This window comes from Enterococcus sp. AZ095b, from assembly GCF_051714725.1.
In the GTDB taxonomy this organism is placed as follows: Bacteria; Bacillota; Bacilli; order Lactobacillales; family Enterococcaceae; genus Enterococcus_B; species Enterococcus_B pernyi.
In genome coordinates this window covers 1,887,715-1,914,535 of sequence record NZ_JBIOSL010000001.1, presented here as the reverse complement: position 1 = coordinate 1,914,535, position 26,821 = coordinate 1,887,715, and the positions used below count along the sequence as shown (strand labels likewise).

Below are 26,821 nucleotides of genomic sequence, written 5' to 3'. Positions count from 1 at the left end.
TATAATTTAAAAATAATCTGTTTTAAATTAAGGGGAAATAGTTGGAATTGCCGTGTTTTTTATCGAATAATTGTTTTTTAAATAATTTTGTTATTTTTTATAAGTGAAGATATTTTGTTTTTTCAATAAAAAGTATACAAAAATTTCTTAGGTGTATAGTGTGATATTTTTTTCTGAATAATAAAAAAATAGTTTTGGCTATAGATATATGTATTGCAACCAATGACTATTACTAGAATTACAGAACTTATAGAAATAAGGCAGTGCTTTATTTTTTTTGTTCGAAAAAAAATAAAAATAAACAAAGGGTAGATTAGTGTTATTATAATCAAAAGATGAAAAAATAACAGCTTTGTTACGTCGTTATTTAATATCGTAGTTTCATCTGGGTTAAGAAAGGGGTGCAGCTATTTAATTAGTCGAACATATAACTAGCGATATCTAAAAAAGTAGGCATGTTCTAATGTAAAGAACAGTTGTTTAGGAAATCAATCGTGCAATAGAAGACACTAAGTAGAAAATGAATCACTATAAATTAGTACATTCCATACATTGAGTATAACTTTTTGCCAAAAATCAGCAGATTACGTCACGTCAAATAATACGTGTAGAGTAGGAGGAGGAAATGACTCATTTTTATAAGAAACAAAGTTTACATATTATTGTAATTATCTTGCTGCTTTTCTCGTCATTAGGAAATAGTATCAGTGTTATAGCAGAAACAACAAAAGAGAGCACTGCTGGACAAATAAGTGAATCAACAGATGATGATTCCCCAACAGAGAACGATGAACTTTCAAGAGAAGTACCTGTAGAGAGCGGGGACGCCCAAAAGACCTATGCTTCGGAAGAAAAGACCCAGGGGGATAAGGGGGTAATAAAATTAGATCCCGGTCTGCGGAATGTACCTAATTTACTCACGAGTCTAGATCATCATTTTATTACTAGATTTTTACAAGGCAATGCGAATGCACCCGGCCGTACGCAATTCCCAACGACATATGCTAATTTCTTTGCCAATGATAGCCGTGCAAGGGTATCGTGGAATGGTAGCGATCAATTAGGGAATAGGATAGGGGATAAGATTGAAGGCACGGTTAATTTGCCGAGGCAGTATTTGTATAGGGATAGCGCAAATGATAGTATAGGCTCGTTGTTACAAGCGGGGGTTTCTTTCTATTCGATGCCTATTCGAAATGACTATCAATTTGGAAATGCAGTTATTGAACATAACCAAGGGGACTTTTTAATTACAGTTCGAGAAAGCTCGCCGTACAATATAAAGTCGGCAGTTGTATCACCACCTACAGATGTTAGAGAGGGTGTATTGGCAGACTTTCATGAGTTTAGCATTGTTGTGGAACGAATTAGAGCTGCGTCAATTACTAGTGCACGAACCAATTCATTTACGATAGATCTAGATTGGATTTTTAATACGTACTTCTATATGAGAACCCTTCCTGCACATGCATATTATCCGAACTACACAGCGACAGTTCGTCAGGCAATTCGAGGGAGCTTTACTGAACTACCAATTACACTTCAAACATTGACCTTAGGACGTTCTCCGGAAGCAGAAAGTGCAGGAAACCCAACAGCGGGAGAGACAACTCTTCAAATGGGAGAAACAACAACAGTGACTGCGGCGGCCCCAGCGACGGGATATCAATTTGCAGGGTTTGATGTGAGTGGTACAGGAAGTTCGATCACGAATGTGAATATAGCTAATCGCACAGGCACATTTACTATGGGATCACAAAATGCGACCGTTACCGCATGTTATGAGTTGAGTAATCGAAGCTTGACTCTGGCACATTCGCCACAGGCCGGAAGTGCAAGTAATTCAGATGCACCAACGACTACTCTAGTAGTAGGTGCAACGACGACAGTCACAGCAGGCGTACCTTCTCCTGGCTATCGTTTTGCTGGTTTCAATGTGACAGGTAATGGTACGATCACAAATGTTGATTTAGCAAATCGAACAGCAACCTTTACCATGGGAACTGAAAATGCGACAGTCACAGCAGAATACGCCTCAACGATTATCCGTAATGCCGATGATCTCGGAAAATTTTTACGAAGTGAGTCTCCTTATGATGCAAACGACCAGACTTACACGATCGAACCAGAATCAAATCAAACGATCGACATGTCAGGAGAAGGTGATTTTTCAGGACGTAGTCAATTTTCTGGTCATCTGATCGGAAATGGCACGATCATTAAAAATCTCTCATTAGTAGATTCCGGCGTTTCTCTTGGATTGATCCAAACGTTAAACGGTGGCAACCTTTCACGAATCGAGAACTTGAAGTTAGAAGGAGTACTCGTCAATGATACGAGGACGCGGTCTAACGTGGCTGGAATCATCGGTCAAGTAGTAAGCAGTAAGTCAGTTGAGCTTGAAAATATCACGCTCGATGAAAACAGTCAAATTACTGCTAGTCAACCCGATGGAAGTGCAGGATTGATCGGGAACAACCAAGGTTCAGCATTGATCAAAAACAGTGAGGTTTCAGGAACGTTACATTCCAACACAGCTAATGGACTAATGGGTGGACTCGTTGGTAAAAATGACGGTTCATTGACCATTGAGAGTAGTCTTTCTCGAGTTACTTTTACTGGTGGTGGTTCATATACATTAAATATCGGTGGACTAGTGGGCGAAACCAGCAGTGAGGTAACAATCACTGATTCTGTGAGTGAAAGCCAAACAGCAATCAATTCATCGAGCGGGACATATCGAGGTGGAATGATTGGTCGAGTGACCTTCTCAGGAGATGTCACGATCCAACGAAGTATCAATGCCAGTGATATGCGAGGAAGTAGCAGTTATGTGGGCGGATTTATCGGAAGGATGTCAGGAACTGCTAAAATCGAGGAAAGCTATCACAATGGACATGTTCAAGGAAGTACAAGTCTAGGAACTGCTGGGTTCATTGGTATGACCGAAGGCAATGGCGCACTTGGTATCGTGGATAGTTATAGCATCGGCTCCTCCAATAGCAATGGTGTGATCGGGATCAATCAATTAACGGATCGAGTGACACTCAGCCAACTATTTGTTGCAGGGTTTACAGGGGGACAACCCATTACCTCAGATACGATGGGTATCACTACGACCAATGTGTATTATGATTCCAGTACAACGAACAAATCAACTACGACTGGAGTAGGTGAAGCGAAAACTACGCTAGAGTTGATTGAGTCAACAACTATTGCGCTAGGTTTCGGGAGTCGTTGGCGAACCGACTTTTCAGTGGCTCAACGCACGAATAAAACTTATCCATACTTGAGTTGGCAGACCCAAAATACGCAACCATCTATGTTTTTTGACAGCATCGATCCAATGGTCGATCGTCAAGTAATGGGTAATCAAGTGTCGGTAACGTTAGATCTACAAAACGAGCCATTGAAACTATTCAATCCATATAGTTCTGGCTTAGCTGGTGAAGCGACAGCAGGAACCTTCACTTTCAATCGTGGATCTATTGCAAGAGTGTCGATTGGTGTCATCAATCAGCAAGGAGTCGTGGGCTTTACCGCACGGCGAATGAGTTTGACACTGGCCCGTGATCCCTTGGCAGGGAGTGCAGCTGATCCAAACGCTGACCAAACGAATTTTATCGAAGGGGAAACAACAATGATTCAGGCAGCTGAAGCAAATACAGGGTATCGTTTTGTTGGATTTAGCGTGACAGGCACAGGAAGTACAGTGACAAATGTTGATCAAAAAAATCGAACGGCTACTTTCACGATGGGGACAGAAGATGCAACAGTGACAGCAAATTATGTGCAAACGGTCATTCGTACATCAGAAGATCTAAGTCGCTTTTTGAATAGTCAAGCACCTTTTGATCCAGACGATGAAAACTATTCGATTGAACCAGAAGATGGGATAGCAATCGATATGGCAAATGCAGGTACTTTTTCTGGCAGACAAGGATACGGAGGGAAATTGATCGGTAATCATGCGGTCATCAAGAATTTGACTTTGACTAGTGGAGAAATAGACTTAGCCTTTATTCGCTCAGTCGGGAATGATTCTTTACGAATTGAGAATCTGACATTTGAAAACTTGAGAGTGACGAATACTAGAGAACAGTCATATACCAACTATACAGCCGGGGTGATTGCTCAAATCGGTACAGGAAATATTGTTGAACTTGAGAATATCAGGATGGACAGTAACAGTAGCATTGTTTCAAACCAGTCAAATGGAAGTGGAGCTTTTATTGGAGAAAACAATGGACAACTAACGATTACGAATAGCCAAGCATCAAGTAATCTTCACTCGAATACTTCGAACGGTCTATTAGGTGGTCTCGTCGGTCGCACGACGGGCGTGCTTACCATAAATCACGCTAGTTCAAAAGTGAATTTTACTGGTGGTAATAATTATACCTTGAATCTAGGCGGGCTGGTCGGTGAAGTATCTGGTACAGTTACGATCATCGATACACATAGTGAAACTCGCTCGACAGTTAATTCTTTAACTGCTAGCTATCGTGGAGGATTGATTGGCTATGTGACAGAAAATGGTCAAGTGCAGATTGAGCGAAGTATCAATTCGAGTGATTTACGAAGTGGAAATAGTTATGCTGGCGGATTTGTTGGTCGTTTAGCAGGAAATGTAACGATCAATGAGAGTTATCACAATGGCTATATCCTTGGGAATGTTACTAGTGGATCTGGTGGTTTTGTCGGAAAGATCGAAGGCAATGCTCAGTTAGTGATGACCGACAATTATAGTGTTGGTTCATCAAATGCACAAGGGGTGATCGGAGCGATAAGTGCAACTGCTACCGCACAACTTACGAATTTATTCGTCGCAGGATTTACTGCTGGAGAACCAATTTCGAATACTACCACAGGAATTACAGCAATCAATGTTTATTTTGATTCAAGCACGACAAGAAAAACAACAACGAATGGTGTGGGTGAAGCACGTAGTACTACAGGATTGATCGATAGAACGATAACTGAACTTGGGTTTGGTGAGAAGTGGTTCACAGGTTTTGCTTTGGGGAGCAATGCCAATCGAACTTATCCGTACTTGAGATGGCAGACGAATGGAGCGCAAACAGCCGAGTTCTTCCACTCGATCCAACCAGAAGTAGATACAGCTGTCTCAACCAACCAAGTAACAGTAACTTTAGATCTTGCAGGACAACCTGTTCGCTTATTCAATCCATATCAAGCGGACTTGGCAGGAGAGATCACATCAGGTACATTCCAGATCAATCGGAATAATGCCGAACGCTTTTCAATCGGGGTCATCAATGAACAAGGCATCATTGGTTTTACTGGTATCGGAAATTATACAGATATCCAGCCAAAGAACCAAGTTTTGAACTATGGATATGGAGAAACGGATTATCAGGCAAAAGACTTTGTCACAGTCTTCAAAGATCAAACTGAAACAGAGGATTATGATGCACGTTTTGTAAGTTTCCCTGATTCACTGAATGGTCAAGCTGCACGTGTAGAGGTTTCAAAAAATGGCACAGTATTAGCTACGATCGATGTTCCTGTCACTTATCAGTTTGGTCATTCGCTAAATGTAAGAGGCATTAGTTTTCAAGGAACAGACCTACGAGCAGCAACTTTAAGCTTGAACAGTGATCAAACACAAATTGTTGCGACCTATAATAGTGCATTAGCTGGAACTTCGGTTCATCCCTATTTTGGAGATGATATGTATTATCAAATCAGGCACTATAACCAAGCAACTGTTTCTAGTGGTCCAATGAATGCACAAACGCCAGATTTCGATTTTTCTGTAAATGGCAATCAAAGGTTAGACACATTGAATGGTTTTGGAACAAATCGAAGACTATCAGTTACGAAAGGCGATATCGTGGAAATTTTCCATGCAGAAGCCAATGGCAGACTGGACAACTTCCAAGATAATGTGGTGCAGTCAAGGATATCGGATAATCGAAGTCGTTATCAAATCACTGCGAAGGGGTTTGAACGAATAAACATCGATCGTTTAAATCCAAGGGAACAAAAAACAGTGTTAGGAATGTCTCGTGAAGATATGGATCGTCAAGTTGGGCGATATTTAGATATCAGTCAATATCCAACCTTGAAAATTGAAGGTTTCACTCAATATCCTGATACGTCAAAAGAAGGAGCGACGATTGGTAAGATCGTTGTCAGCGAGTCATTGGTTAATGGTGAAACAGCCACATGGGAATATACCGTTCCTTTTGTGGTGGAAAGTGATCCAGCGATCCATGTAACGTTACCGGTTCGGATGGCTTTTGATGTCCTAGACGATCAAGTGACTAGTGATGATTACGAGGTGGTCAATCATTCGACAACGACAGAACTGACAGTTTCCTTCCATACCAAAAACGATGTGGAATTAGCAAGTACTTCAAATATTGTCTTTTTAGATTCATCAGAACAAGAGACGACGAGCGAATCGATGTTTTTATATTTACAACGAATCGGTGCGGCACCATCTGAAAAGCCGTTAGTTGGACAAGCAAGTACTTTTGCTGGTACTCAATGGGCGGAATCAGTGCCGTCAGATTCCCGAATGTCGCTTGGTTTTACAGGAAAATATTTTGGGGATACCACACAAAATAATAAAGTAACAGGCAAGTTAAATTTACACCTTGCTGCGAAGATAAATTGAACACACACAAGAAGGTGAACATGATCACACAGGAAACACAGAAAATAACTGAAAAAAATGAACAACAAAAGAAAAAAAGATTACTGGCGCTTCTTTTATTATTGCTTGCGTTTGTTGCGATTGGTTGGTATTGGTATGTCAATATCCAACCAACGCAGATTTTGTCGGACGATTTTCCGGAAATCAAACATGCGGAAAAAATGACAGGCGATCAACTGAAAAAATATGCCAATCAAGCGGTAGACGATAGTAATGTAACTATCAATGTGTATCCAGAAGTCAGTGTCAATGCGGATGGGAAAACGGGCAATATCTGGATCCAAAACTTGCCGACCAATCGTTATGGGCAACAAGCCATATTGTCTATGAAGGATTCTAAAGAAACATTATATGAAACAGGCTTATTGGAGCCTGGATATGAAGTAACCGAATTGACATTAGCAAAAGAGTTAACGACAGGCACGCATCCAGGAGTAGTGGAACTAGAGTTTTATGATTTAGAAAATAAAAAGCTTATGGGTAAAACGACGGTTGACGTGACCATCAATGTCAATCAATAAAGAGGGAATAAAGCAATCATGCTTTAGGATATAAAGACATAAATAAAGGAGAAAACAAAATGAAAGCAAAAAATATTCTAGCAACAGGTTTGATGTTCGGCACGATTTTAGCAGCAGGGGCAAGTGTTCAAGCTGATATTGTCATCAACGGAGATGATCAAACGATCGATAATTCATTAGGTGGATCGATCGATAAGACTGCAGATGTGGCGATCGATGGAACTATAGGTTTTGATAACACAGATCCGGAAGCGCCAGAACCAGGAAATCCAGATAAATGGTTGAATGTGACGTTACCTTTAAAAGCGGTCTTCTTCACTGAACCAGAAGACTATAAGACAATTCTAGGTGGAGAGCATACGATCACCAATCATTCAGGTCGTCCAGTAAAAATCACTCTAGGAAATTACGCAGTTTCATCTGGTGATATCTCAGCAATCGATCGGTTAACATTGGTTGGTAGTTTAGGAGACAGCAATCTTTTGATTGAAAATGGTTCGGTGAATTCAACCTTATCACAAGACTTTATGACTTTAGCTTCACCGAATGCACGTCCTGGTGATTTAACAGGAGCAAGCACAGCGACGTTTACTTTTGAAGGGGATGTTGATACTGATGTTCTTGATTTTCCAACGGATAAAGGATCAATCTCAATTGCAAGTACGTTGACATTGAATATTGAAGCGCTAGATGAAGCTGGAGATCCTTATCCATAGTTCAAATCGTGAGGTGATTGGATGAAACAAAAAAAACAAACAATTCTTTGTTTGTTCATGGCTTTAAGTCTATTGATCGTTGGATTGCCACAAACGCACATAGAAGCTAGTTCTAATACCATTGAAGTCACTGGAGAACTAGAGTTTGATTCAAATTCGACACAAGAAACAAGCCCCACAAAGCCGAACACCGATGATCCGAAAGAATCAGTGACACCAAGCGCACCGCCTAAAAAGAACGTTTTACCACCATTGGGAGAACAAATACAAGTATTGTACGTTTTGACAGGTGTGATTTTGATTTTGATCGTTCTTGTTAGTTATCAAATTATTCGTGACAAGCGACGAAATCCAAAAAAAAATGGGTAAAATCATTGTGAACTATTCATCGAATAAATAAATAAAAACCGTAGATTGAAGGATCTACGGTTTTTTTTTTTTATAAAAAATAGCTTTATAACAGCAGGTTCAACATTTTCGCAAATCAGAATTATTTGTTAAAAAAATCACTTGACTTAGAGTTCGGTTCAAGGTGTATGATTAAGCAGAAATAAAGGAGGGAAATTCATGTTATTAAAACAAATAAAAGGTCCTCAAGATCTAAAGAAATTGAAGCAAGAAGAGCTTCAACAAGTGGTAGAGGAAGCACGTGCCGCGTTATTGCAAAAAATCAGCCAATATGGTGGACATAATGGCCCCAATCTAGGCGTTGTTGAAATGACGGTAGCGCTACATTATGTGTTCGATTCACCAAAAGATCAATTTGTTTTTGATGTCTCACACCAAACCTATGTGCATAAAATGTTGACAGGAAGAGCGCAAGCGTTTTTGGACCAAGCACATTATCAGGAAGTCTCAGGTTACACGAACCCATTAGAGAGTGAACATGATCTCTTTACGATCGGACATACATCGACTTCATTGTCTTTAGCAAATGGTTTAGCTAAGGCGAGAGATTTAAAAAACGAAAAAAATAATGTCGTTGTAGTGATTGGCGATGGGTCTTTATCGGGAGGTTTAGCCTATGAAGGTTTGAATAATATTTCTGAACTAGGCACCAATACGATCATTATCGTCAATGATAATGACCAGTCGATCGCAGAAAATCATGGAGGACTTTACAAAAATCTCAAAGAGCTAAGGGAAACGAATGGTCAGGCCACGAACAATTTCTTTAAAGCATTAGGACTTGATTATCGCTATCTTGACGCAGGTAATGATTTAGCTGCTTTGATCGAGTTATTCGAAGAAGTAAAAGATCAAAAAGAGCCAGTTGTGTTGCATATCCATACCGTCAAAGGAAAAGGTTTCTCCTTTGCAGAAGAAAATCGCGAAAAGTTCCATGCGGGTGGACCGTTTAGTCTCGAAACAGGTGAGTATCTGCGATCGAAAGGAGCAGAAACCTATAGCGGTCTAACAACAGACTTCTTATTGCGCAAAATGGCGGATGATCCAACAGTTGTGGCAGTAAATGCAGGCACACCGATGATTTTATTTACACCGGAACAACGTCAACAAGTTGGCGCACAATTTGTTGATGTAGGGATTGCCGAAGAACATGCGGCGACGATGACTGCTGGTTTAGCTAAAGGCGGGGTAAAACCTGTATGGGCAGTCCATTCACCATTTTTACAAAGAAGTTACGATCAAATTTCTCATGACTTAGCGTTGAATCGTTTATCAGGTACGATCCTCGTGACACTTGCTTCTGTAAACGGAATGAATGATGAAAGTCATTTAGGGATCTTTGATATTCCATTTTTGAGTCATATCCCAAATCTAGTCTACTTAGCACCGACAACTAAAGAAGAATACTTAGCGATGCTTGAATGGTCGATCGATCAAACGGATCGATTAGTGGCAATCCGCGTACCAGTCGGCCCAATCACTTCTTATGGTAAAGTAGATCGAACAGATTACAGTCAGTTATATAAGAACAAAGTCATCCAAAAAGGCGAAAAAGTAGCAATCATTGGTGTAGGTAATTTTTATGGTTTGGCAGAAGAAGTCGCTGTTGAATTGAAGAAACATCTCCAACTAACTGCTACGGTGATCAATCCAGCGTTCATCTCTGGTTTAGATACTGAATTACTGGATGAACTTAAAGATACGCACGATATAGTAGTAACACTTGAAGATGGTCTCTTGGAAGGTGGCTACGGTCAAATGGTCGCTGGCTATTTAGGAGATGCAACGATTCGTGTACAAACTTACGGCTTAGATAAAGCTTTTCATGATCGCTATGAAGCATCAGAACTATTAGCGGAAAATGGGCTGACAGTAGAGAATATCGTGAAAAATATTAAAGAAACACTTGCCGAGCAACGATAATCAAGTCGAAGAAGTGCTTATTTCCGGAGAACGATTTGGAACGAAGCGAGCTTACACTTGAACCAAATTTACATCAAATAGATAAATAAAATGATCTAACAAGTAATCACTGAAACAGTGGTCTGCTTTCAATGCTGAGGATAGCGCATTGAAGCAAGCCACTGTTTTTTTATAGAAATACTTATCTGAAAATGATTAGAAAATTTACACAAAAAATATATATTCCTACAAATAATTTACTTAAAGTTAATCAGAAGTAAAAAGTGATTTTCTACAATTAGCAGTATAGAAAGAACAAAGGAGTGAACGCATGTTAAAGCTAGATGGTATTAGTAAGACGTTTAATCATCATGAAGTTTTAAAAGAAATCAATGTATCGATCGCTAAAGGTGAGATCGTTTCGATACTCGGTGCTTCGGGTTCAGGAAAAACAACTTTATTGAATATCATCCTTGGATTGGAGCAACCAACAAATGGTCAACTACTTTATGATGGCGAAGATATCACAAAACAGGTCATGGAAAAACGACCATTTAATGTTGTCTTTCAGGACTATGCTTTATTCCCTAACCTAAGTGCCTATGAAAACTTGGTGTACGGGTTGCGAAAACAAAAAAATATCACTTCCAAAGAAGAATTGCAAGAATTGATCGATCTATTGGATTTGAATGATCATTTGGATAAACGCATCCACCAACTATCTGGCGGGCAAAAACAACGGGTGGCATTAGGTCGGACTCTGGTGATGAAACCCCAAGTATTGTTACTTGATGAGCCCTTAAGTGCATTGGACGGTGTCATCAAAGAATCGATCAAAGAACGTATCCAATTGATTGCTAAAAAACTGAACTTAACGACGATCATCGTTACGCATGATCCAGAAGAGGCATTGACCCTTTCTGATAAAATCATGGTTTTGAAAGATGGTCGAATCGCACAATACAGTACACCAAAAGAAATCGTGACGAATACGATGGAACCCTTTGTACAGGCATTTATTGTCGATCAGCTAAAAATCAAACGACGTAATATTGAACGGATCTTTACTCAAGCAACCGGCGTAGTTCATGAAAAAGTGGTTCGCTTCTCATGAGAAAGATGAAAATAGAAGCACTACTGCCAGCGTTCATCTTGTTTGGTTTTGTCCTCGTATTGTTTTATCCCTTAGCGAATGTTTTGAAAGAAGCGTTGACTGTTGAAGGCGGATTTTCCTTTGAGTTGTTCAGGGAACTAGCAAGGAACTTCGATTGGCTAAATGCGTTAAGTAATAGTTTGCTCATTGCTGGGCTCACAGCACTTTTTGCCACCTTTCTTGGCTTCTGGTTTGCTTACGGGATGCATTTTACGAATCTACCTAAGGGGTTCAAGTGGATGATTGAGAAATGCTTTATGTTGCCAATGTTATTACCGACCATCACATACGGGTTTGTGTTGATCTATTCTTTTGGCCGTCAAGGATTGTGGACACGTCTAGTCGGTCAAGAATTGTTTTCGATCTATGGAAAATCAGGTGTGATCTTAGGATTACTGATCTATACGATCCCAGTGACTTTCTTATTGATGAATGACGCCATGAATTATTTGGATAAACGCTATTTGACGGTGTCGAGATTGATGGGAGACGGATTTTTTAGAGGATTGAAAATCACAATCCTGCAACCTTTGGGCAAAACATTTGGAGTTGCTTTCGTCCAAGCCTTTTTCATGAGTTTTACGGATTTTGGTATACCTGTAGCGGTGGGGGGGCGAGAACCGTTTATCACGACTTTATTGTATGAGTACTTTATGGGTTCGATCCCAGACTTTAATCGAGGAGCCGTCATTGCATTGATCATGTTAGTTCCTTCGATCGTTAGCATTCTGTTTTTGCGTAAGATCCAAAAAAATGATCATGCAACCCCCGGGACAAATACGTCAGTAAAAAGCAACCCTGTCAGAGATTTATTCTTTGGCGTAGGACTGACAGTTGGTGGTTTATTTATTTTAGGAGTCTTCCTCGTGATGTTTCTTCTTCCTTTTGTAGAAGGGTGGCCCTTTGATATGACTTTTACTACACGTCATATCGAAGCGTTCCTACAAACGTCTGATTTAAGAAGAACGTTGAATACAGGGATATTCGTTGCCTTATGGACAGCGTTGTTTGGAACAGTTATTGCTTATTTGGCAGCCATTTTTACCGCTAGATCCGCAAAACAAAACGTGATCCTGAAAATGATCGATAGTCTTGCTTCTGTCACGAATTCGATTCCAGGAATGGTTTTAGGGATTGCCTATTTGCTGGTGTTTAGCGGAACAACTCTTCAAAGTACGATCAGTATTTTGGTGATTGCCAACATGGTGCATTATTTTGCAACCCCTTATCAGTTAGCGAAAAGTGCCTTATTAAAAATGAATCCCAACTGGGAAAACACAGCGAAGATGATGGGGGATAGTTGGCTTGATACAGTGGTTCGGATCATTCTTCCAAATTCAAAGCGGACGATCGTGGAAATGGCTTGTTACTATTTTACAAATTCGATGGTTACGATCAGTGCAGTGGTGTTTTTGACAAGTGCCCGAACGATGGTGATCACGACCAAAATCAAAGAATTACAACATTTCGGCAGATTCACTGAGATCTTTATCCTATCCATCTTATTATTGTTGATCAATCTAACCGCAAGAATACTTGCGCAATCTATCATGAGGAGATTTGAAGCAAATGAAAAAATTAGTCAAAAAAGGGTTCATTTATCTGTCTTTCGCCAGCGCTTTAGGAATTTTAGGGGCGTGTAGTACGTCAAACGCAAGTGAGAATGCCAACGGTAACGAAGAAAAAGTCATAATATACACGAATGCAGATGAAGAGCCGGTTCAAATCATCAAAGATGTTCTTGATTCGAATGGATTTGAAAACCAATACTTGCTACAATCCTTCGGTACTTCGGAATTGAGCGGTAAACTCTGGGCAGAAGGCACAGATATTGAAGCGGATCTAGTGACAATGAGCACGTTCTATTTGGATGGTGTCCAAGAAAATGAACCGATATTCAAAGAATTGGCATTAGAAGTCCAACCAATCGATGATCTGCCAAATTACCAAGCACCGATGACGACACAAGAAGGGGTCATTTTCTACAATACTCAAGCAATGGAAGAAGCAGACTTGCCTGTACCGACAAGTTTAGCTGATTTAGCTGATCCGATCTATGAAGGACAACTAGCGATTTCTGATATCAACCATTCCTCAACAGCTTGGTTATTGTTCCAAGGATTGATTGATCAATATGGAGAGACAAAAGCACAAGCGATTTTAGCCGATATTTATGACAATGCAGGCGACCATATTGAAGCGTCTGGTTCGGGTCCGTTGAAAAAAGTCCGCGTCGGTGAATTGGCGTTGGGTTTTGGGTTACGTCATCAAGCAATCAAAGATAAAAAAGAAGGATTGCCGATCGATTTTGTGGAACCAAGTGAAGGAACATATGCTTTAACAGAATCACTCGCGGTGATCGATAAAGGAGAAGCGACGAATCCTTTAGCCGAAGAAATGTTGAATGTGATCCTTAAAGAAGGTCGGGCAGATTTATTACAATTCTACCCAAGTAAACTTTATGAAACAGATGATCTAGCGGGGGTTGAAACCGCCAAAAATCAAAAAGTTTTCCCGGAAGCATTAACCCCAGATCTGCTAAAAAAACATGCCAGTCTAGTTGAATAGGAGAAAGAAAATGAGTGGAAAAACAAAGGTGATCGAACATTATGAAAAAGAAATCAATCACAGTAAAATCAATTATAAATTACTGACACCAGGTCCTCTGACCACGAGTCGTACAGTGAAAGAAGCAATGCTTGTCGATCATTGTACATGGGATGATGATTTTAAAGTCATCACTCAGGCGATTCGACAACGATTGCTTGATCTTGCTGGTGTCTCCAATGAGGCTTATACAGCTATTTTGATGCAAGGAAGTGGCAGCTTTGCAGTTGAATCTGTGTTAAGTTCAGTTGTTGGCGCGACCGATCGTTTACTGATCTGTACAAATGGTGCTTATGGCGAACGGATGGTGCAAATGGCTCAATACCATGGCATTGATCATGTGATTTATCAAGTGGCTGAAAATGAAACACCACAAGCTGAAAAAATCGAGGAACTATTAGCGTTGCATCCTGGTATTACTGCACTTGCAATGATCCACAGTGAAACGACTTCTGGTATTTTGAATCCTTTAGAAGAGATTTCAGCAGTGACAAAGAAACACAAATTATGTTTTATCGTCGATGCGATGTCAAGCTTTGGCGGCATTCCGATCCCTGTTGGCGCGTTAGGAATCGATTTTCTAGTTTCAAGTGCAAATAAATGTATCCAAGGAGTACCTGGATTTGGTTTTGTGATTTGTCAAAAAGAGCTATTAAAAAAAAGTGCCGGACAAGCACGCACGTTGAGTATGGATCTGTATGATCAATTTCGTGTGATGGATGTAGACGGGAAATGGCGTTTCACTTCACCAACCCATACTGTTCTCGCATTTTGGCAAGCGCTAGAAGAGTTGGCGGAAGAAGGTGGTATCGATGCTCGCTATGACAGATATCAGATGAACAATGAGCGTTTGCGTGAACGAATGGCAGAAATTGGGTTTGAAGCCTATGTTAGTGAGAATCAGGGACCTTTCATCACGTCATTCAAATATCCTGAGAACATCCAATTCGAATTCCAAGCATTTTATGACTATTTAAAAGCACATGGCTACGCGATCTATCCTGGGAAAATCAGTGATACTGATTGCTTCCGGATTGGGAATATTGGTGAAATCTATCTGGAAGATATCGAAAAAGTAGCTGGGTTGATCCAGCAATATATGGAGGAGCGAAAAAATGATTAATGTGGTCATCTTAGATTGGGCAGGAACAGCAGTCGATTTTGGTTGTATGGCACCGGTGTCGGCGTTTCGCGAAGCATTCAAACATCAAGGGATCACTGTGACTGAACGAGAAATCAGAGAGCCGATGGGAATGAAAAAAATCGAGCATATCCAAATGATGCTAGAAATGCCTCGTATTGCTGAAAGTTGGTTAGAAACTCACGGACGTCAGCCTGAAACTACTGATATCGAGGCAATCTATGAAACATTTGAAGAAGTATTATTCCAGCAATTGGCAAATCATGCAGAAGTGAAATCGGGTGTACTTGACACCGTCGCAACTTTACGTAAGCGAGGAACCAAAATCGGCAGTACGACTGGTTATACGAGTGAAATGATGGCAATCGTTGTTGCGAAGGCGAAAGAACAAGGGTATCAGCCAGATCACATCGTCACACCAGATGAAGTAGACGGCAAAGGGCGTCCCTCTCCAGAGATGTTATTAACGAACTTGAATTATTTTAAACAGGAAAATAGACAAGAAGTGTTAAAACTAGGAGATACGATCTCTGATATACTCGAAGGGAAGAATGCAGGAGTTCTTTCTGTGGGCGTAATTGAAGGAAGTTCACAAGCTGGTTATTCCTTTGACACGTATCAGCAATTATCGTCTACTGAAAAAGAGAAACTTTTTGAGCGGGTGCGGCAAGAATTTTTAGAAGCTGGCGCAGATTATGTGATCGATCGGTTTTCTGATTTGCCAAGACTCATTGAAACAATTGAAGAGAAGCAAGCTGTTATGAATTGAATCAATAAACCATCAAGAGGTCGAGACCGAAATGTTTAGCCTTGAAAAATAAGGCGCTAGCCGCGAAAATTGTTCTTCCAATTTTTGTGGCTGGCGCCTTATTTTTTTCGAAGAGGTTACTTCTGTTCCTGCCATTTATTCGGTTTTAGGTGGTAAAGAATTAGTGGCCCACTTATTTTACGAAAAAAACAGCAAAATATTGCAAAATAATGCAAAATAGCGTATCTTAGATGAAAGGAGTGAGCGGTCATGTTGAAGGAAGAACGCATCCAACGTATTAAAACAATGATTGATCAAGAAAAAAGTGCTTCGATCGAAGATTTAGCAGATCGCTTAGATGTGTCTAAAGATACGATTCGTCGGGACTTGATCCAGTTAGCAAAACAGCGCCAAATCAAACGGACCCATGGCGGTGCTTTAGCGATTCAAAAAGAAGCAACGATCTTTGATTATGAGCAACGGTCAACGATCCTAAATGATGTGAAAAAACAAATGGCTGAGCAGGCGCTTGAAATAATGGCAGATCCTTCCTCGATCATCTTTGATTCTTCGACCACAGTGGAAGCAGTGATTAGAGAACTGCCGGACAAAAAAATCCATGCGGTCACCAATTCTTTATCTCACGCTTTATTACTAGCCCATCATCCGAAAACAGCTATTTCCTTATTACCTGGTAGATTACACAAAGAACAGTTGTTTTTATTTGGAACGGAAACAGTGGAACAGTTGAAAAATTATCAAGCAGACTACACACTACTTGGAGTATTTGCGTTGACAAGCGAAGGACTGTTCATCCATACAGAGGAAGAAGGCTTAGTGAAACGTCAGATGATCCAACAAGGACGTAGGGTGATCGCGCTAGCGGATCATACCAAACTAGATAAAACTGGTTTTTATAAAGTCAGCGACTTATCAGCGATTGATTATTTGATCACGGATCAAAAGCCTCCAAAAGCATTAGCCAAAGCACTGATTCAGAACCATGTAGAACTCATAGAAGCGAGGAAGAATGAATGAAAAAAGAAAACATCCAGTTAACAACTATACCAAAACCAGCGATTTTTCCAGATGTTCCCCCTGTCTTTTTGACGGAGGACACGATCACCGAACGGATCAACAAAACGATCGAACGCATGAAAGACGAAGCGATAGATCTGTTGGTGATATATGCAGATAAAGAGCATGGTGGTAATTTTGAATATTTTACAGGCTTTATTCCGCGATTTGAAGAAGGATTATTGGTGTTAGATCAATCGGGCAAATTCACGATGATTCTTGGGAATGAGAATCTAAAAATGAATGCCCATGCGCGGATCACTGCGGATTTGATCCATTATCCAGCATTTTCTTTACCGAATCAACCAATGGACCATGAACAAAACCTGTCAGCTATTTTTGCATCATTAAAGGTGGCAGATAGAAAGAAAATCGGGTTAGTCGGTTGGAAGTTGTTTACGTCTATGACACAAAACAATAGCCAATTGTTCGATGTACCATTCTTTATCGTAGATGCGCTAAAACAAGCAATCACTGCGGAAACTGCTATCGTCAATGGCACTCATCTATTGATTGGTGAGGAAGGGGCGCGTGTCACGAACAATGCAAATGAAATCGCACACTACGAATATGGGGCAAATCTTGCTTCGTCTTGCATGCTACGTGCATTAGATGCCATTGAGCTTGGTGTGAAAGAATCCGAGATCGGAGAGTTGTTGCACGGACAAGGACAAGCGAATACAGTGATCACGATTGCTGCAACTGGACGCCGTTTTGAATTTGCGAATCTTTATCCGACAGCAAAAACGATCCAATTCGGTGATCCGCTGTCATTGACGACAGGCTTCAAAGGTGGCTTATCCAGTCGTACAGGATTTGTGATCGAAGAAGAAGCTCAACTGCCAGTAGAACAAGCCGATTATCTGGATCGAGTAGCAAAACCTTATTATGCAGCTATCGTCAGCTGGCTAGAAGCTATCCATATCGGAATGAAAGGGGCTGATCTCTATCAATTGATTGAAACAGTCTTGCCACAAGTGACCTATCACTGGCATTTGAATCCAGGACACTTGACGGCGGATGAAGAATGGTTAGCCTCGCCCATTTATTTTGGTTCGCAAGAAATCATCAAGAGTGGTATGATCTTCCAGTTAGATATTATTCCTTCTGTATCAGGATATACTGGAGTAAGTGCAGAAGAATGTGTGGCACTAGCAGATGAAGGATTGAGAAATGAACTGAAAGAGCAATATCCAGACATGTGGGAGCGGATCGTTAGACGTAAGCAATATTTAGCGGATGTCTTGAAGATTCATTTAAGTGAAGAATTGCTGCCTTTATCAAACACTGTCGGCTATCTTCGTCCGTTCTTTTTAGCCAAAGAAAAGGCATTCTGTGTAGATTCAGTTGAATAAGCAACCTCCCTTCTTAACGATCGAGTAATCTGGTTGAGAGGGGATTTTTTTATTTAAGTGCAAAAGAGTATTTTCGTTGGGCCTCCTTTATTGTATAATATGTAAACGATTTCTTTTTGTGGAGGTAAAGATGAAAAAGGTTTTATTGATTGATAATGGCCGTAAATATTTTTCGAAAGAACAATTGATCCAGAACATAAAAAAAGCAAGTCAATGTCGATACACGGCGATTTCTTTTGCGCTGGGAAATAACGGATTACGCTTTTTACTGGATGACATGACGCTGACTGTCAAAGGGAAAACTTATTCCAGTCAATCAGTCAAAGAAGCATTGATTGCAGGAACAAAACAGTACTATGAGGATCCTAATGGTACTTATTTGACGGAAACAGAAATGGCAGAGTTAGCTAGTGTGGCTAAGGCAGAAAACATGGAAGTGATCCCGCTTATCAATACCCCTGGCCATATGGACGCGATTCTAACAGGAATGCAACAATTAGGCATCGAACACCCTTGTTATCAAACGTCGATTCGAACACTTGATTTGGATAATCAAGAAGCGGTCGCTTTCACCAAAGCACTACTTGAAAAATATGTGAGCTACTTCTCAACGATCACTAATTCCTTCAATATAGGTTGCGATGAATGTGCCAATGATTTAACTGATGGCGGATGGCGAGGACTCCAGCAGTCTGGGAAGTATCGCGATTTTGTCACTTATACCAATCAATTGGCTGAACTGGTCAAAACCTATGGGATGATTCCGATCGTATTTAACGACGGCATCTACTACGAGGAAAAAGAACAATTTGGTCGATTCGATCAAGACTTAGTGATTGCCTATTGGACAGCAGGGTGGGACAACTATCACGTCAGTTCTGCCGAATTTTTACTTGATCAAGGGCATCAAGTAGTGAATACGAACGATCACTGGTATTGGGTCATCGGTCGAAAAACAAGTGAACAAGGACATTACTCCTTTGATACAGCAAAAAACGCACTAGCGACAATTTCGACATCCACTGTAGTCAGCAATACCGAATTACCAGTGATGGGTAGTATGGTTGGTATTTGGGCAGATGAGCCACAAGCAGAGTTTGTACTAGCCGATCTGTTTGAACTACTAGAAACAACTGTAAAACAATAGTAAAGACAAAAAACTGTCATTCGATGGCGTACGTAGTTGCCTGTTGAAAATCAGTTTTTTGTTATTTTTAATTGTTTAAAATGAGTATCCATTCATTTGAAGTTATTTTCATTCGTTTTTTTATTGACAGTAATTCGCTACTAGCGTATATTATATTTTATAAATCGTAATCATTACTATTTAAAATTTGAGTGGTTTGATCGAAGCTGAAAATAGGGCAACGATTGAATTGCTAAAAAAGAGTGAGAGAAGGAGAAAACATGCGCCAAAACATTACATTAGAATGCAAAGAAACGGGTGAACGAATCTATCTGACGAGTAAAAACAAAAGAAATACACCGGAACGATTAACGTTAAAGAAATATTCGCCAAAGTTAAGAAAGAAAATGCTATTTACAGAAGTAAAATAAGGTGAAATGAATGTTCTAGAAAATGGGGGGATAAAATGGAGAAGCAAGACCTTTCAAGCGCATATAGACGATTGAACAGCCCGAATATCAAAACACGAAAACGTGCGCTCAAACTCATCCAACAATCAAAAAGATTGAAGAATAAACACTAATAGTAGTAATATCATTGGTTTCGATACAACTCTTTTTTTTGCTGTATAACGATGATAAAAAACGTGTTATACTATTCAAAAATAAAGGGGGCGAAATCAATCGATATCAAGTATACCTATGCAACGATCAAGGATCTACCGCGAATTGTGGACATTTATAATCAGTCTATCGCATCGAAGCAAGCAACAGCGGACCTAGAACCGATAACGGTTGACTCGAGGGTCCCTTGGTTTGAGGCGCATCATGCTGATTCTAGACCGCTTTGGGTAATGCGTCATGGCGATCATATCGTCGGTTGGATCAGCCTTAGTGATTTTTATGGTCGGCCTGCGTATCAACAGACAGCGGAAATCAGTATTTATCTAGACCCAGTGACACGTGGTCATCATTTAGGTAAGGCCGCACTTGCCTTTGTGGAAACTCAACTGCATCGTTTAAAAATCCAGACAGTGCTTGCATTTGTTTTTGATATGAATCAGGCAAGTAAAAAGTTATTTCTCAAAAATGGATATGCCGTTTGGGGACATTTGCCAAAAGTTGCCAATATGGGCAATCAAGAAAATGACCTGATCATTCTAGGGAAAAAATATCAAAATCAATAAAAAAGATGTACATTTTGTCCATGTGACAAAAATGTATGTTTTTTTTTTTTGCTTCTTACTACACAAATGACTCATTAAGTGCTAGACTAATAGATGAAACAGGTATGAATATCTGTATTAATATTATTTCTATTTATAATGTAATGATCATGTAAGTAGCTTTAAAAAGGAAGGTGTCTCATGTTGTTTAAGGAAAAACAAGGTGTAGGAACTGTATCAGAAGAAGTAATTAAAGAAAAACAAGGTGACGAAACTGTATCAGAAGAAGTAATTAAAGAAAAACAAGGTGACGAAACTGTATCAGAAGAAATGATTAAAGAAAAACAAGGTTCAACAACTGTAGTAGAAAGTTTAATCAATCATCAAGTTGATTACGTATTCGGTATTCCAGGAGCGAAAATCGATGGAGTATTCAATGAATTAGAAGATCATGGTCCAGAGTTGATCGTGACGCGTCATGAGCAAAATGCTGCCTTTATGGCGCAAGCAATTGGTCGTATTACGGGAGAACCAGGTGTGGTGATTGCGACAAGTGGGCCAGGTGCGAGTAATCTAGCAACCGGACTAGTCACAGCAACAGCAGAAGGTGATCCCGTGTTGGCAATCGCAGGGCAAGTAAAACGAAGTGATTTATTAAAATTAACACATCAAAGCATGAACAATGCTGCGTTGTTTGAACCAATCACAAAATATAGTGCAGAGATCCAAGATCCTGAAACAATTTCAGAAATTATCGCTAATGCCTATCGAATGGCAAAGAGTTCGAAAAAAGGCGCTAGTTTTATCAGTATCCCTCAAGATGTGGTGGATGCACCAGTCAAAAGTGAGGTCATCAAACCATTACAAGATCCTAAATTAGGCTCAGCATCTTCAGGAGATATCGACTATCTGGTTGAACGGATTCGTGAAGCGAAGTTACCTGTATTGTTAGTTGGAATGCGTGGATCTAGTAAAGATGAAACAGCAGCCATTCGCCAACTTGTTGAAAAAACAGGATTGCCTGTGGTAGAAACTTTCCAAGCAGCTGGTGTGATTTCTCGTCAATTAGAAGACCACTTTTTTGGTCGAGTAGGTCTATTCCGCAATCAACCAGGAGATATGCTGTTAAAACGGAGTGATTTAGTGATTGCAATTGGCTATGATCCAATCGAATATGAAGCGAGAAACTGGAATGCTGAAAAAGATGCTAGAATCATCGTCATTGATGAAACACCAGCTGAAATCGACAGTTACATGCAACCAGAACGTGAACTAATCGGGGACATTTCTGCAACATTAGATTTACTGACAGAGTCATTAGAAGAAACACAAGTATCGGCAGATGCGCAAGAATATTTAAATACGTTGCAAGAAAAGTTGAAGGCACGAGATATTTGTGAAACCAGTAGTGAAGACGGGATCTTACATCCGTTAGAAGTAATTAATACACTGCAATCGAAAGTAACGGACGACATGACTGTGACAGTTGATGTAGGTAGCCATTACATTTGGATGGCCCGCCACTTTAGAAGTTATGAAGCGCGTCATTTGCTATTCAGTAATGGCATGCAAACATTAGGCGTCGCACTTCCTTGGGCGATCTCTGCTGCACTGGTTCGTCCAAATACGCAAGTAATCTCTGTGTCAGGAGACGGTGGCTTCTTATTTTCTGCCCAAGACTTAGAAACAGCTGTACGTAAAAAATTGAATATCATTCATTTGATTTGGAATGATGGTCGTTATAATATGGTCGAGTTTCAAGAAATCATGAAATATGATCGAGCATCAGGGGTTGATTTTGGTCCAGTTGATTTTGTTCAATATGCCCAAGCTTTTGGGGCTAAAGGTCTGCGAGTAAGCAATGCAGAAGAATTGGCATCTGCCTTAGAAGAAGGATTTGCTACAGAAGGGCCAGTCATCATCGATATCCCAATTGATTATCGAGATAATGAAAAATTAGGTGAAACGATCTTACCAGACCAATTTTACTAAGGGGATGTTCAGATGACAGAGAAAGTATTATATCAACATGGTACATTAGGTGCGCTAATGGCGGGACTGATGGACGGGACTACTTCCATTGCGGGGGTCTTGAAGTACGGTACACTAGGTCTTGGAACATTACATGGGTTAGACGGCGAAGTGATATTTTTAGACGGTGAAGCCTATCAAGGTAGATCAGATGGTGCATTGATCCATTTGTCCGGAGAAGAGTCCACTCCTTATGCGGCAATCACTGCATTTTCAGCGGACCGTTCATTTACAGTCCAACATCTATCTAGCGAAGCGTTAAAAGAAAAAATCCTGAAGGACGAAGCAGGGAAAAATCTCTTTTTAGCAGTCAAGATCAGCGGTTTATTTAAAGATATGCATATCCGGATCATGCCAAAACAAGAAAAACCATATCGACGCTTAGCGAAGATCTCAGAATCCCAGCCAGAGTTTCATCGATCAGATATTCAAGGGACAATTGTTGGGTTTTATACACCGGAATTATTTCAAGGGGTGGCTGCTGCAGGCTTCCATTTGCATTTTATTGACGATGAGAAAACATTTGGAGGGCATATCCTCGATTTTACTGTGTCGCAAGGAACAGTAGAAATCAGTCAAATGGAATCTTTGGTGCAACATTTTCCGACGAATGATCCGACTTTTATCCAAAATGAAATCGACTATGCAGATCTAGCTGCTGAAATCGAGCAAGCAGAATGATCTAGTCATTAAGAAACAAAAATAAAATCATAGCGTTGCTCCTTGAATTAGGCTATAATTTTGGGCATAGAAGGAGTGATTTTGGATGTTATGGACAGAAAAAGAAAAAAGAGATGCTTATGAAATTTTGCTACTCCAACAAAAAGGACTTTTAGAAGCAGAAGACAACTGGTTGGCCAATTTAGCTAATTCCTCTGCATTATTGAATGAAACATTACCTCAAACAGTCTTTGCCGGCTATTATTTATATGATGGACAAGAATTGATTTTAGGCCCTTTCCAAGGTAGAGTGTCATGTACCCGTATCAAAATGGGAAAAGGTGTTTGTGGCGAAGCAGCAGAAAAACAAAAAACATTGATCGTTGCGAATGTGAAAACCCATGAAAATTATATTTCATGTGATTCAGCCGCACAATCTGAAATCGTAGTACCTATGATCAAAGAAGGTCGATTGATCGGAGTACTTGATATCGATTGTGGTGTGACCGAGGGCTACGATGCTTTAGATCAAGAATTTTTGGAACAATATGTTGAGTTATTGTTAGGTGATTTTCCTGTAAATGTTATGAAATAAAATGAAAAAGAGTTGAAAAAAGGTGTTTGATCACTTTTTTTCAACTTTTTTTTAATTTATTGAATATTTTTGTTTTCATAATCTAATTTTAATGTTATTATCATTTTATAAAATATTAAAGAACCAAGAGGAGAATGAGTTATGACAAGCGAAACAATCGTTTTAGGACAAAAATATGTATGTTATCCAATCGGCATCAAAAATAAAGTAGTCGGAGAAGTAATTGGAAAATTAGAAAACTGTGTGATTATGAGTGTAGAGGAATATGATCGTACAGATCACTTAGATATTCTAGAGAAATGTGGGAAAGTTGTCGCAAAATATACAGATATCTTTGAGTTGAGTCCCGTTGAACAGGTCTTTCAGTCACCAACCAAGCTGTACACACAAGCAATGGTATCTTAAAGTGATGAATACGCCTATCGCCTAGCAGGAAGTCTGATTTGAATAAGCTATTGTTAATTATCAGACTTCCTTTAATTTGCATACATAATAGAAGCAATTGAACATTCATACATAATCGTTAAGAAATAGAATACTCGAATACAGACAGTTGAAGAAGGGGCAAGTTAAAAGGGAAAATAACTTTTAACTTGCTTCTTTTTCTTTTTACTTTACAAAAGGAAGTAAATGATTTATATTATTGACAAGTCAATAATTGATTAGTCAAAGATAGTAGGAGGCAACATTATGGAGCTGAGAAAGTTAAGTCAATTGCTTTATCAGATAAAAATCATCAGTCAAGAAGGAACAGCTTTATTTGAAAAAGAAACTGGATTTAGTTTAACGAGGTACGAGATCTTGATGTTCTTACAAGAAAACGGGGAATGTTTGCAAAATAAGTTACAGAGCGATTTAAAAATCGATTTGGCAGCTATTTCACGTCATCTAAAGATATTAGAACAAAAAGGATATGTGATCAGAAAAAGAAATGAGAACAATAATCGTGAAGTATTCGTTTCTTTGTCCGATAAAGCAGTGAATGAATTGACCGAGTGTGAAAAAAATCATCAAGAATCAGATGACTCCCTGTGTGTTTCGCTATCAGATGAAGAAATCGATCAACTGACTAAATTACTAGATAAATTATACTAAAAATCAAAACGAAGAAAGAAGCGGTTAAGTAATGAATAAAACTCTAGCAAACAATGATTTTTCTGATATCGTCTTTGGCAGAAAATCAATCCGTGTGTACGATGAAAATGTGAAAATCCCTCATGAAGAAATGTTGGAAATGATCCAAGAAGCAACAACAGCACCATCTTCTGTGAATCTACAACCTTGGCGCTTTGTAGTAGTTGAAAGCGAAGAAGCAAAAGCGAAATTGAAACCATTGATCCGTTTCAACACAAAACAAAATGATACATCATCTGCCATGGTCTTGATTTTTGGTGATATGAATTGCTATGAATACGGAGAAGAAATCTATGATCAAGCTGTGGAAGAAGGCAAAATGCCAGCAGAAGTTCGTGACGAACAACTAGCAGCGATCATTCCTTATTACAAAAATTTCACACGTGAACAAATGAATGACGTAGTGAAGATCGATTCAAGCTTAGCAGCTATGCAATTTATGTTAACTGCACGTAGCCATGGATATGATACAAATCCAATCGGCGGATTTGAAGCAGACCAATTAGCCGAAGCTTTCGATTTGGACAAAGAACGTTATGTCCCTGTAATGATCTTGTCAGTTGGTAAAGCAGTCGATCAAGGCTACGAATCTGTTCGTTTAGCTTCAGAAAAAATCACTTCTTTCAAATAGAAAGAAAAAGGAGACGGACGAATGATCATCATCAATGCAAAATTTACCATCAAAGAAGCAAAACGCGCTGAATTTTTAGAAGAAGCGACACAATTGATCGAAGCGACTAGAAAAGAAGATGGCTGCTTGAGTTATCAATTGTATGAGTCAACGGAACAAGTAAATGTCTTTGTGATGGTTGAAAACTGGCGTGACGAACAAGCAATCGAAGGACATAACCAAAGTCCATTGTTGCAACAATTGTTCAAAAATATGCCTGAATATGCAGAAAAAGAAACAGAATTGAATGTCGCGAAAACACTTGCTTAAAAGGATTCGCTGACACGTTCTTTTGCGATCGAAGCAGCTAAAGTAGAAAGAACGTTCACTTTAAGAGGGAGCAAGAAAAGTCTGATGTCTATTCATCCCTAAGACCTTTCTTGCTTCGCTCAAGAAGTGAAGCATCTACTCGAAAAGCAAACAACCATATTGAAAAAAAACTACATATATGGTATATTATGTAAGTATCTTGAAAATACCGTAACCCATTTTATTAAGGGGACGTTACGGATTCGACAGGCACAGTTCGAGCTTGAATTGCGTTTCGTAGGTTACGTCTACGCTAAAACGTTACAGTTAAATATAACTGCTAAAAACGAAAACAACTCTTACGCTTTAGCTGCCTAAAAACAGTTAGCGTAGATCCTCTCGGCATCGCCCATGTGCTCGAGTAAGGGTCCTAACTTTAGTGGGATACGTTTCAACTTTCCGTCTGTAAGTTGAAAAAGAGAACATCAGACTAGCGATACAGAATGCCTGTCACTCGGCAAGCTGTAAAGCGAACCTCTAAATGAGTTGACTATGAACGTAGATTTTTAAGTGGCGATGTGTTTGGACGCGGGTTCGACTCCCGCCGTCTCCATTCGGAGAAATCACACGATTTAGCTGAACGCTAGAATCCTTTTTATGAAGGATTTTAGCGTTTTTAGTTTTCAGTTTTCAGTTGTTCTTGCTTTTATGAAAATTTATCTAGGTCAAAATCCAGGTCAAAAATGTTTTTATATTGTATTTTCTTTTTTGAAGTCGGAAAATCACCGTTTCTTTGCGTATAATAGAGTTGGAGGATGAATTGTGATATTATGATCAATTACTTTTTTTACTTGAATAAGTAAAATACAGGTCATAGT

The 26,821-nt window shown here is 39.6% G+C and carries 23 protein-coding genes and 1 other RNA gene; all 24 read left to right on the top strand.

The features are described 5' to 3' along the window. The first annotated feature begins 625 nt into the window (after positions 1-625). Positions 626-6,646 carry an InlB B-repeat-containing protein gene (locus tag IGJ99_RS09135; protein WP_438770772.1) on the top strand — a complete coding sequence of 2,007 codons (6,021 nt, stop codon included), beginning with the start codon at positions 626-628 and terminating at the stop codon, positions 6,644-6,646. Positions 6,647-6,666: 20 nt separating this feature from the next. Continuing rightward, positions 6,667-7,206, top strand: a complete 540-nt coding sequence (locus tag IGJ99_RS09130) for a hypothetical protein (RefSeq protein ID WP_010735054.1) — start codon at positions 6,667-6,669, stop codon at positions 7,204-7,206. A gap of 59 nt (positions 7,207-7,265) precedes the next feature. Then, positions 7,266-7,922 (top strand): hypothetical protein, encoded by a 657-nt coding sequence (locus IGJ99_RS09125; protein WP_023519941.1) that lies wholly within the window; start codon positions 7,266-7,268, stop codon positions 7,920-7,922. 21 nt (positions 7,923-7,943) lie between these two features. Beyond that, positions 7,944-8,291 (top strand): hypothetical protein, encoded by a 348-nt coding sequence (locus IGJ99_RS09120; protein WP_438770771.1) that lies wholly within the window; start codon positions 7,944-7,946, stop codon positions 8,289-8,291. Between the two features lie 198 nt (positions 8,292-8,489). Next, complete coding sequence (locus IGJ99_RS09115) at positions 8,490-10,253, top strand: 1-deoxy-D-xylulose-5-phosphate synthase (protein WP_096081607.1); 1,764 nt, start codon at positions 8,490-8,492, stop codon at positions 10,251-10,253. Positions 10,254-10,563: 310 nt separating this feature from the next. Further along, complete coding sequence (locus tag IGJ99_RS09110; protein ID WP_438770770.1) at positions 10,564-11,346, top strand: ABC transporter ATP-binding protein; 783 nt, start codon at positions 10,564-10,566, stop codon at positions 11,344-11,346. After that, a complete protein-coding gene (locus IGJ99_RS09105; protein ID WP_194179817.1) occupies positions 11,343-13,028 on the top strand; it encodes an ABC transporter permease subunit in 1,686 nt (561 codons plus the stop codon). The genes IGJ99_RS09110 and IGJ99_RS09105 overlap by 4 nt, the downstream gene beginning before the upstream one ends. Continuing rightward, the gene (locus tag IGJ99_RS09100; RefSeq protein ID WP_062804988.1) at positions 12,955-13,953 is read left to right on the top strand and encodes an extracellular solute-binding protein; all 999 of its coding nucleotides are present in this window, start codon (positions 12,955-12,957) and stop codon (positions 13,951-13,953) included. Before IGJ99_RS09105 ends, IGJ99_RS09100 begins: the two co-directional genes overlap by 74 nt. A 10-nt stretch (positions 13,954-13,963) precedes the next feature. Further along, positions 13,964-15,115: a 2-aminoethylphosphonate--pyruvate transaminase gene (phnW, locus tag IGJ99_RS09095; RefSeq protein WP_438770769.1), complete on the top strand. Its 1,152-nt coding sequence runs from the start codon at positions 13,964-13,966 to the stop codon at positions 15,113-15,115. Beyond that, positions 15,108-15,902, top strand: a complete 795-nt coding sequence (gene phnX, locus IGJ99_RS09090) for a phosphonoacetaldehyde hydrolase (protein ID WP_010735062.1) — start codon at positions 15,108-15,110, stop codon at positions 15,900-15,902. Before phnW ends, phnX begins: the two co-directional genes overlap by 8 nt. Positions 15,903-16,151: 249 nt before the next feature. Continuing rightward, positions 16,152-16,919: a DeoR/GlpR family DNA-binding transcription regulator gene (locus tag IGJ99_RS09085; protein WP_438770768.1), complete on the top strand. Its 768-nt coding sequence runs from the start codon at positions 16,152-16,154 to the stop codon at positions 16,917-16,919. Further along, on the top strand, positions 16,916-18,313 hold the full coding sequence (locus tag IGJ99_RS09080; RefSeq protein WP_438770767.1) for a M24 family metallopeptidase: 1,398 nt from the start codon (positions 16,916-16,918) through the stop codon (positions 18,311-18,313). The genes IGJ99_RS09085 and IGJ99_RS09080 overlap by 4 nt, the downstream gene beginning before the upstream one ends. Before the next feature lie 130 nt (positions 18,314-18,443). Further along, positions 18,444-19,460: a family 20 glycosylhydrolase gene (locus IGJ99_RS09075; RefSeq protein ID WP_438770766.1), complete on the top strand. Its 1,017-nt coding sequence runs from the start codon at positions 18,444-18,446 to the stop codon at positions 19,458-19,460. Positions 19,461-19,720: 260 nt separating this feature from the next. Then, a complete protein-coding gene (gene rpmG, locus IGJ99_RS09070; protein WP_010735066.1) occupies positions 19,721-19,870 on the top strand; it encodes a 50S ribosomal protein L33 in 150 nt (49 codons plus the stop codon). A 35-nt stretch (positions 19,871-19,905) separates the two neighbouring features. Next, entirely contained in the window at positions 19,906-20,022 is a 117-nt protein-coding gene (locus IGJ99_RS09065) for a putative metal homeostasis protein (protein WP_096081604.1), read from the top strand. Between the two features lie 51 nt (positions 20,023-20,073). Next, complete coding sequence (locus IGJ99_RS09060; RefSeq protein WP_010735067.1) at positions 20,074-20,625, top strand: GNAT family N-acetyltransferase; 552 nt, start codon at positions 20,074-20,076, stop codon at positions 20,623-20,625. A 309-nt stretch (positions 20,626-20,934) separates the two neighbouring features. Continuing rightward, entirely contained in the window at positions 20,935-22,596 is a 1,662-nt protein-coding gene (gene alsS, locus IGJ99_RS09055) for an acetolactate synthase AlsS (RefSeq protein ID WP_034691788.1), read from the top strand. 12 nt (positions 22,597-22,608) lie between these two features. Beyond that, entirely contained in the window at positions 22,609-23,316 is a 708-nt protein-coding gene (gene budA, locus IGJ99_RS09050; protein WP_010735076.1) for an acetolactate decarboxylase, read from the top strand. An 85-nt stretch (positions 23,317-23,401) separates the two neighbouring features. Next, entirely contained in the window at positions 23,402-23,890 is a 489-nt protein-coding gene (locus IGJ99_RS09045) for a GAF domain-containing protein (protein WP_010735077.1), read from the top strand. 141 nt (positions 23,891-24,031) lie between these two features. Further along, complete coding sequence (locus IGJ99_RS09040; protein ID WP_023519921.1) at positions 24,032-24,295, top strand: hypothetical protein; 264 nt, start codon at positions 24,032-24,034, stop codon at positions 24,293-24,295. 285 nt (positions 24,296-24,580) lie between these two features. Continuing rightward, entirely contained in the window at positions 24,581-24,985 is a 405-nt protein-coding gene (locus IGJ99_RS09035; RefSeq protein WP_019724433.1) for a MarR family winged helix-turn-helix transcriptional regulator, read from the top strand. A gap of 31 nt (positions 24,986-25,016) precedes the next feature. Beyond that, positions 25,017-25,655: a nitroreductase family protein gene (locus IGJ99_RS09030; protein ID WP_010735080.1), complete on the top strand. Its 639-nt coding sequence runs from the start codon at positions 25,017-25,019 to the stop codon at positions 25,653-25,655. A gap of 21 nt (positions 25,656-25,676) precedes the next feature. After that, positions 25,677-25,964, top strand: a complete 288-nt coding sequence (locus IGJ99_RS09025; RefSeq protein WP_023519920.1) for a putative quinol monooxygenase — start codon at positions 25,677-25,679, stop codon at positions 25,962-25,964. Positions 25,965-26,191: 227 nt separating this feature from the next. After that, positions 26,192-26,559: a transfer-messenger RNA gene (ssrA, locus tag IGJ99_RS09020) on the top strand. The last annotated feature ends 262 nt before the right edge of the window (positions 26,560-26,821 follow it).

Coding starts and splice junctions, on each gene's coding strand:
- IGJ99_RS09125 (WP_023519941.1), top strand. CDS start 7,266: ATGAAAGCAAAAAATATTCTAGCAACAGGTTTGATGTTCGGCACGATT.
- IGJ99_RS09025 (WP_023519920.1), top strand. CDS start 25,677: ATGATCATCATCAATGCAAAATTTACCATCAAAGAAGCAAAACGCGCT.
- IGJ99_RS09135 (WP_438770772.1), top strand. CDS start 626: ATGACTCATTTTTATAAGAAACAAAGTTTACATATTATTGTAATTATC.
- IGJ99_RS09110 (WP_438770770.1), top strand. CDS start 10,564: ATGTTAAAGCTAGATGGTATTAGTAAGACGTTTAATCATCATGAAGTT.
- alsS (WP_034691788.1), top strand. CDS start 20,935: ATGATTAAAGAAAAACAAGGTTCAACAACTGTAGTAGAAAGTTTAATC.
- IGJ99_RS09085 (WP_438770768.1), top strand. CDS start 16,152: ATGTTGAAGGAAGAACGCATCCAACGTATTAAAACAATGATTGATCAA.
- IGJ99_RS09030 (WP_010735080.1), top strand. CDS start 25,017: ATGAATAAAACTCTAGCAAACAATGATTTTTCTGATATCGTCTTTGGC.
- rpmG (WP_010735066.1), top strand. CDS start 19,721: ATGCGCCAAAACATTACATTAGAATGCAAAGAAACGGGTGAACGAATC.
- IGJ99_RS09065 (WP_096081604.1), top strand. CDS start 19,906: ATGGAGAAGCAAGACCTTTCAAGCGCATATAGACGATTGAACAGCCCG.
- IGJ99_RS09040 (WP_023519921.1), top strand. CDS start 24,032: ATGACAAGCGAAACAATCGTTTTAGGACAAAAATATGTATGTTATCCA.
- IGJ99_RS09060 (WP_010735067.1), top strand. CDS start 20,074: ATGATAAAAAACGTGTTATACTATTCAAAAATAAAGGGGGCGAAATCA.
- IGJ99_RS09035 (WP_019724433.1), top strand. CDS start 24,581: ATGGAGCTGAGAAAGTTAAGTCAATTGCTTTATCAGATAAAAATCATC.
- IGJ99_RS09120 (WP_438770771.1), top strand. CDS start 7,944: ATGAAACAAAAAAAACAAACAATTCTTTGTTTGTTCATGGCTTTAAGT.
- phnX (WP_010735062.1), top strand. CDS start 15,108: ATGATTAATGTGGTCATCTTAGATTGGGCAGGAACAGCAGTCGATTTT.
- IGJ99_RS09045 (WP_010735077.1), top strand. CDS start 23,402: ATGTTATGGACAGAAAAAGAAAAAAGAGATGCTTATGAAATTTTGCTA.
- budA (WP_010735076.1), top strand. CDS start 22,609: ATGACAGAGAAAGTATTATATCAACATGGTACATTAGGTGCGCTAATG.
- IGJ99_RS09100 (WP_062804988.1), top strand. CDS start 12,955: ATGAAAAAATTAGTCAAAAAAGGGTTCATTTATCTGTCTTTCGCCAGC.
- IGJ99_RS09105 (WP_194179817.1), top strand. CDS start 11,343: ATGAGAAAGATGAAAATAGAAGCACTACTGCCAGCGTTCATCTTGTTT.
- IGJ99_RS09080 (WP_438770767.1), top strand. CDS start 16,916: ATGAAAAAAGAAAACATCCAGTTAACAACTATACCAAAACCAGCGATT.
- IGJ99_RS09075 (WP_438770766.1), top strand. CDS start 18,444: ATGAAAAAGGTTTTATTGATTGATAATGGCCGTAAATATTTTTCGAAA.
- phnW (WP_438770769.1), top strand. CDS start 13,964: ATGAGTGGAAAAACAAAGGTGATCGAACATTATGAAAAAGAAATCAAT.
- IGJ99_RS09130 (WP_010735054.1), top strand. CDS start 6,667: ATGATCACACAGGAAACACAGAAAATAACTGAAAAAAATGAACAACAA.
- IGJ99_RS09115 (WP_096081607.1), top strand. CDS start 8,490: ATGTTATTAAAACAAATAAAAGGTCCTCAAGATCTAAAGAAATTGAAG.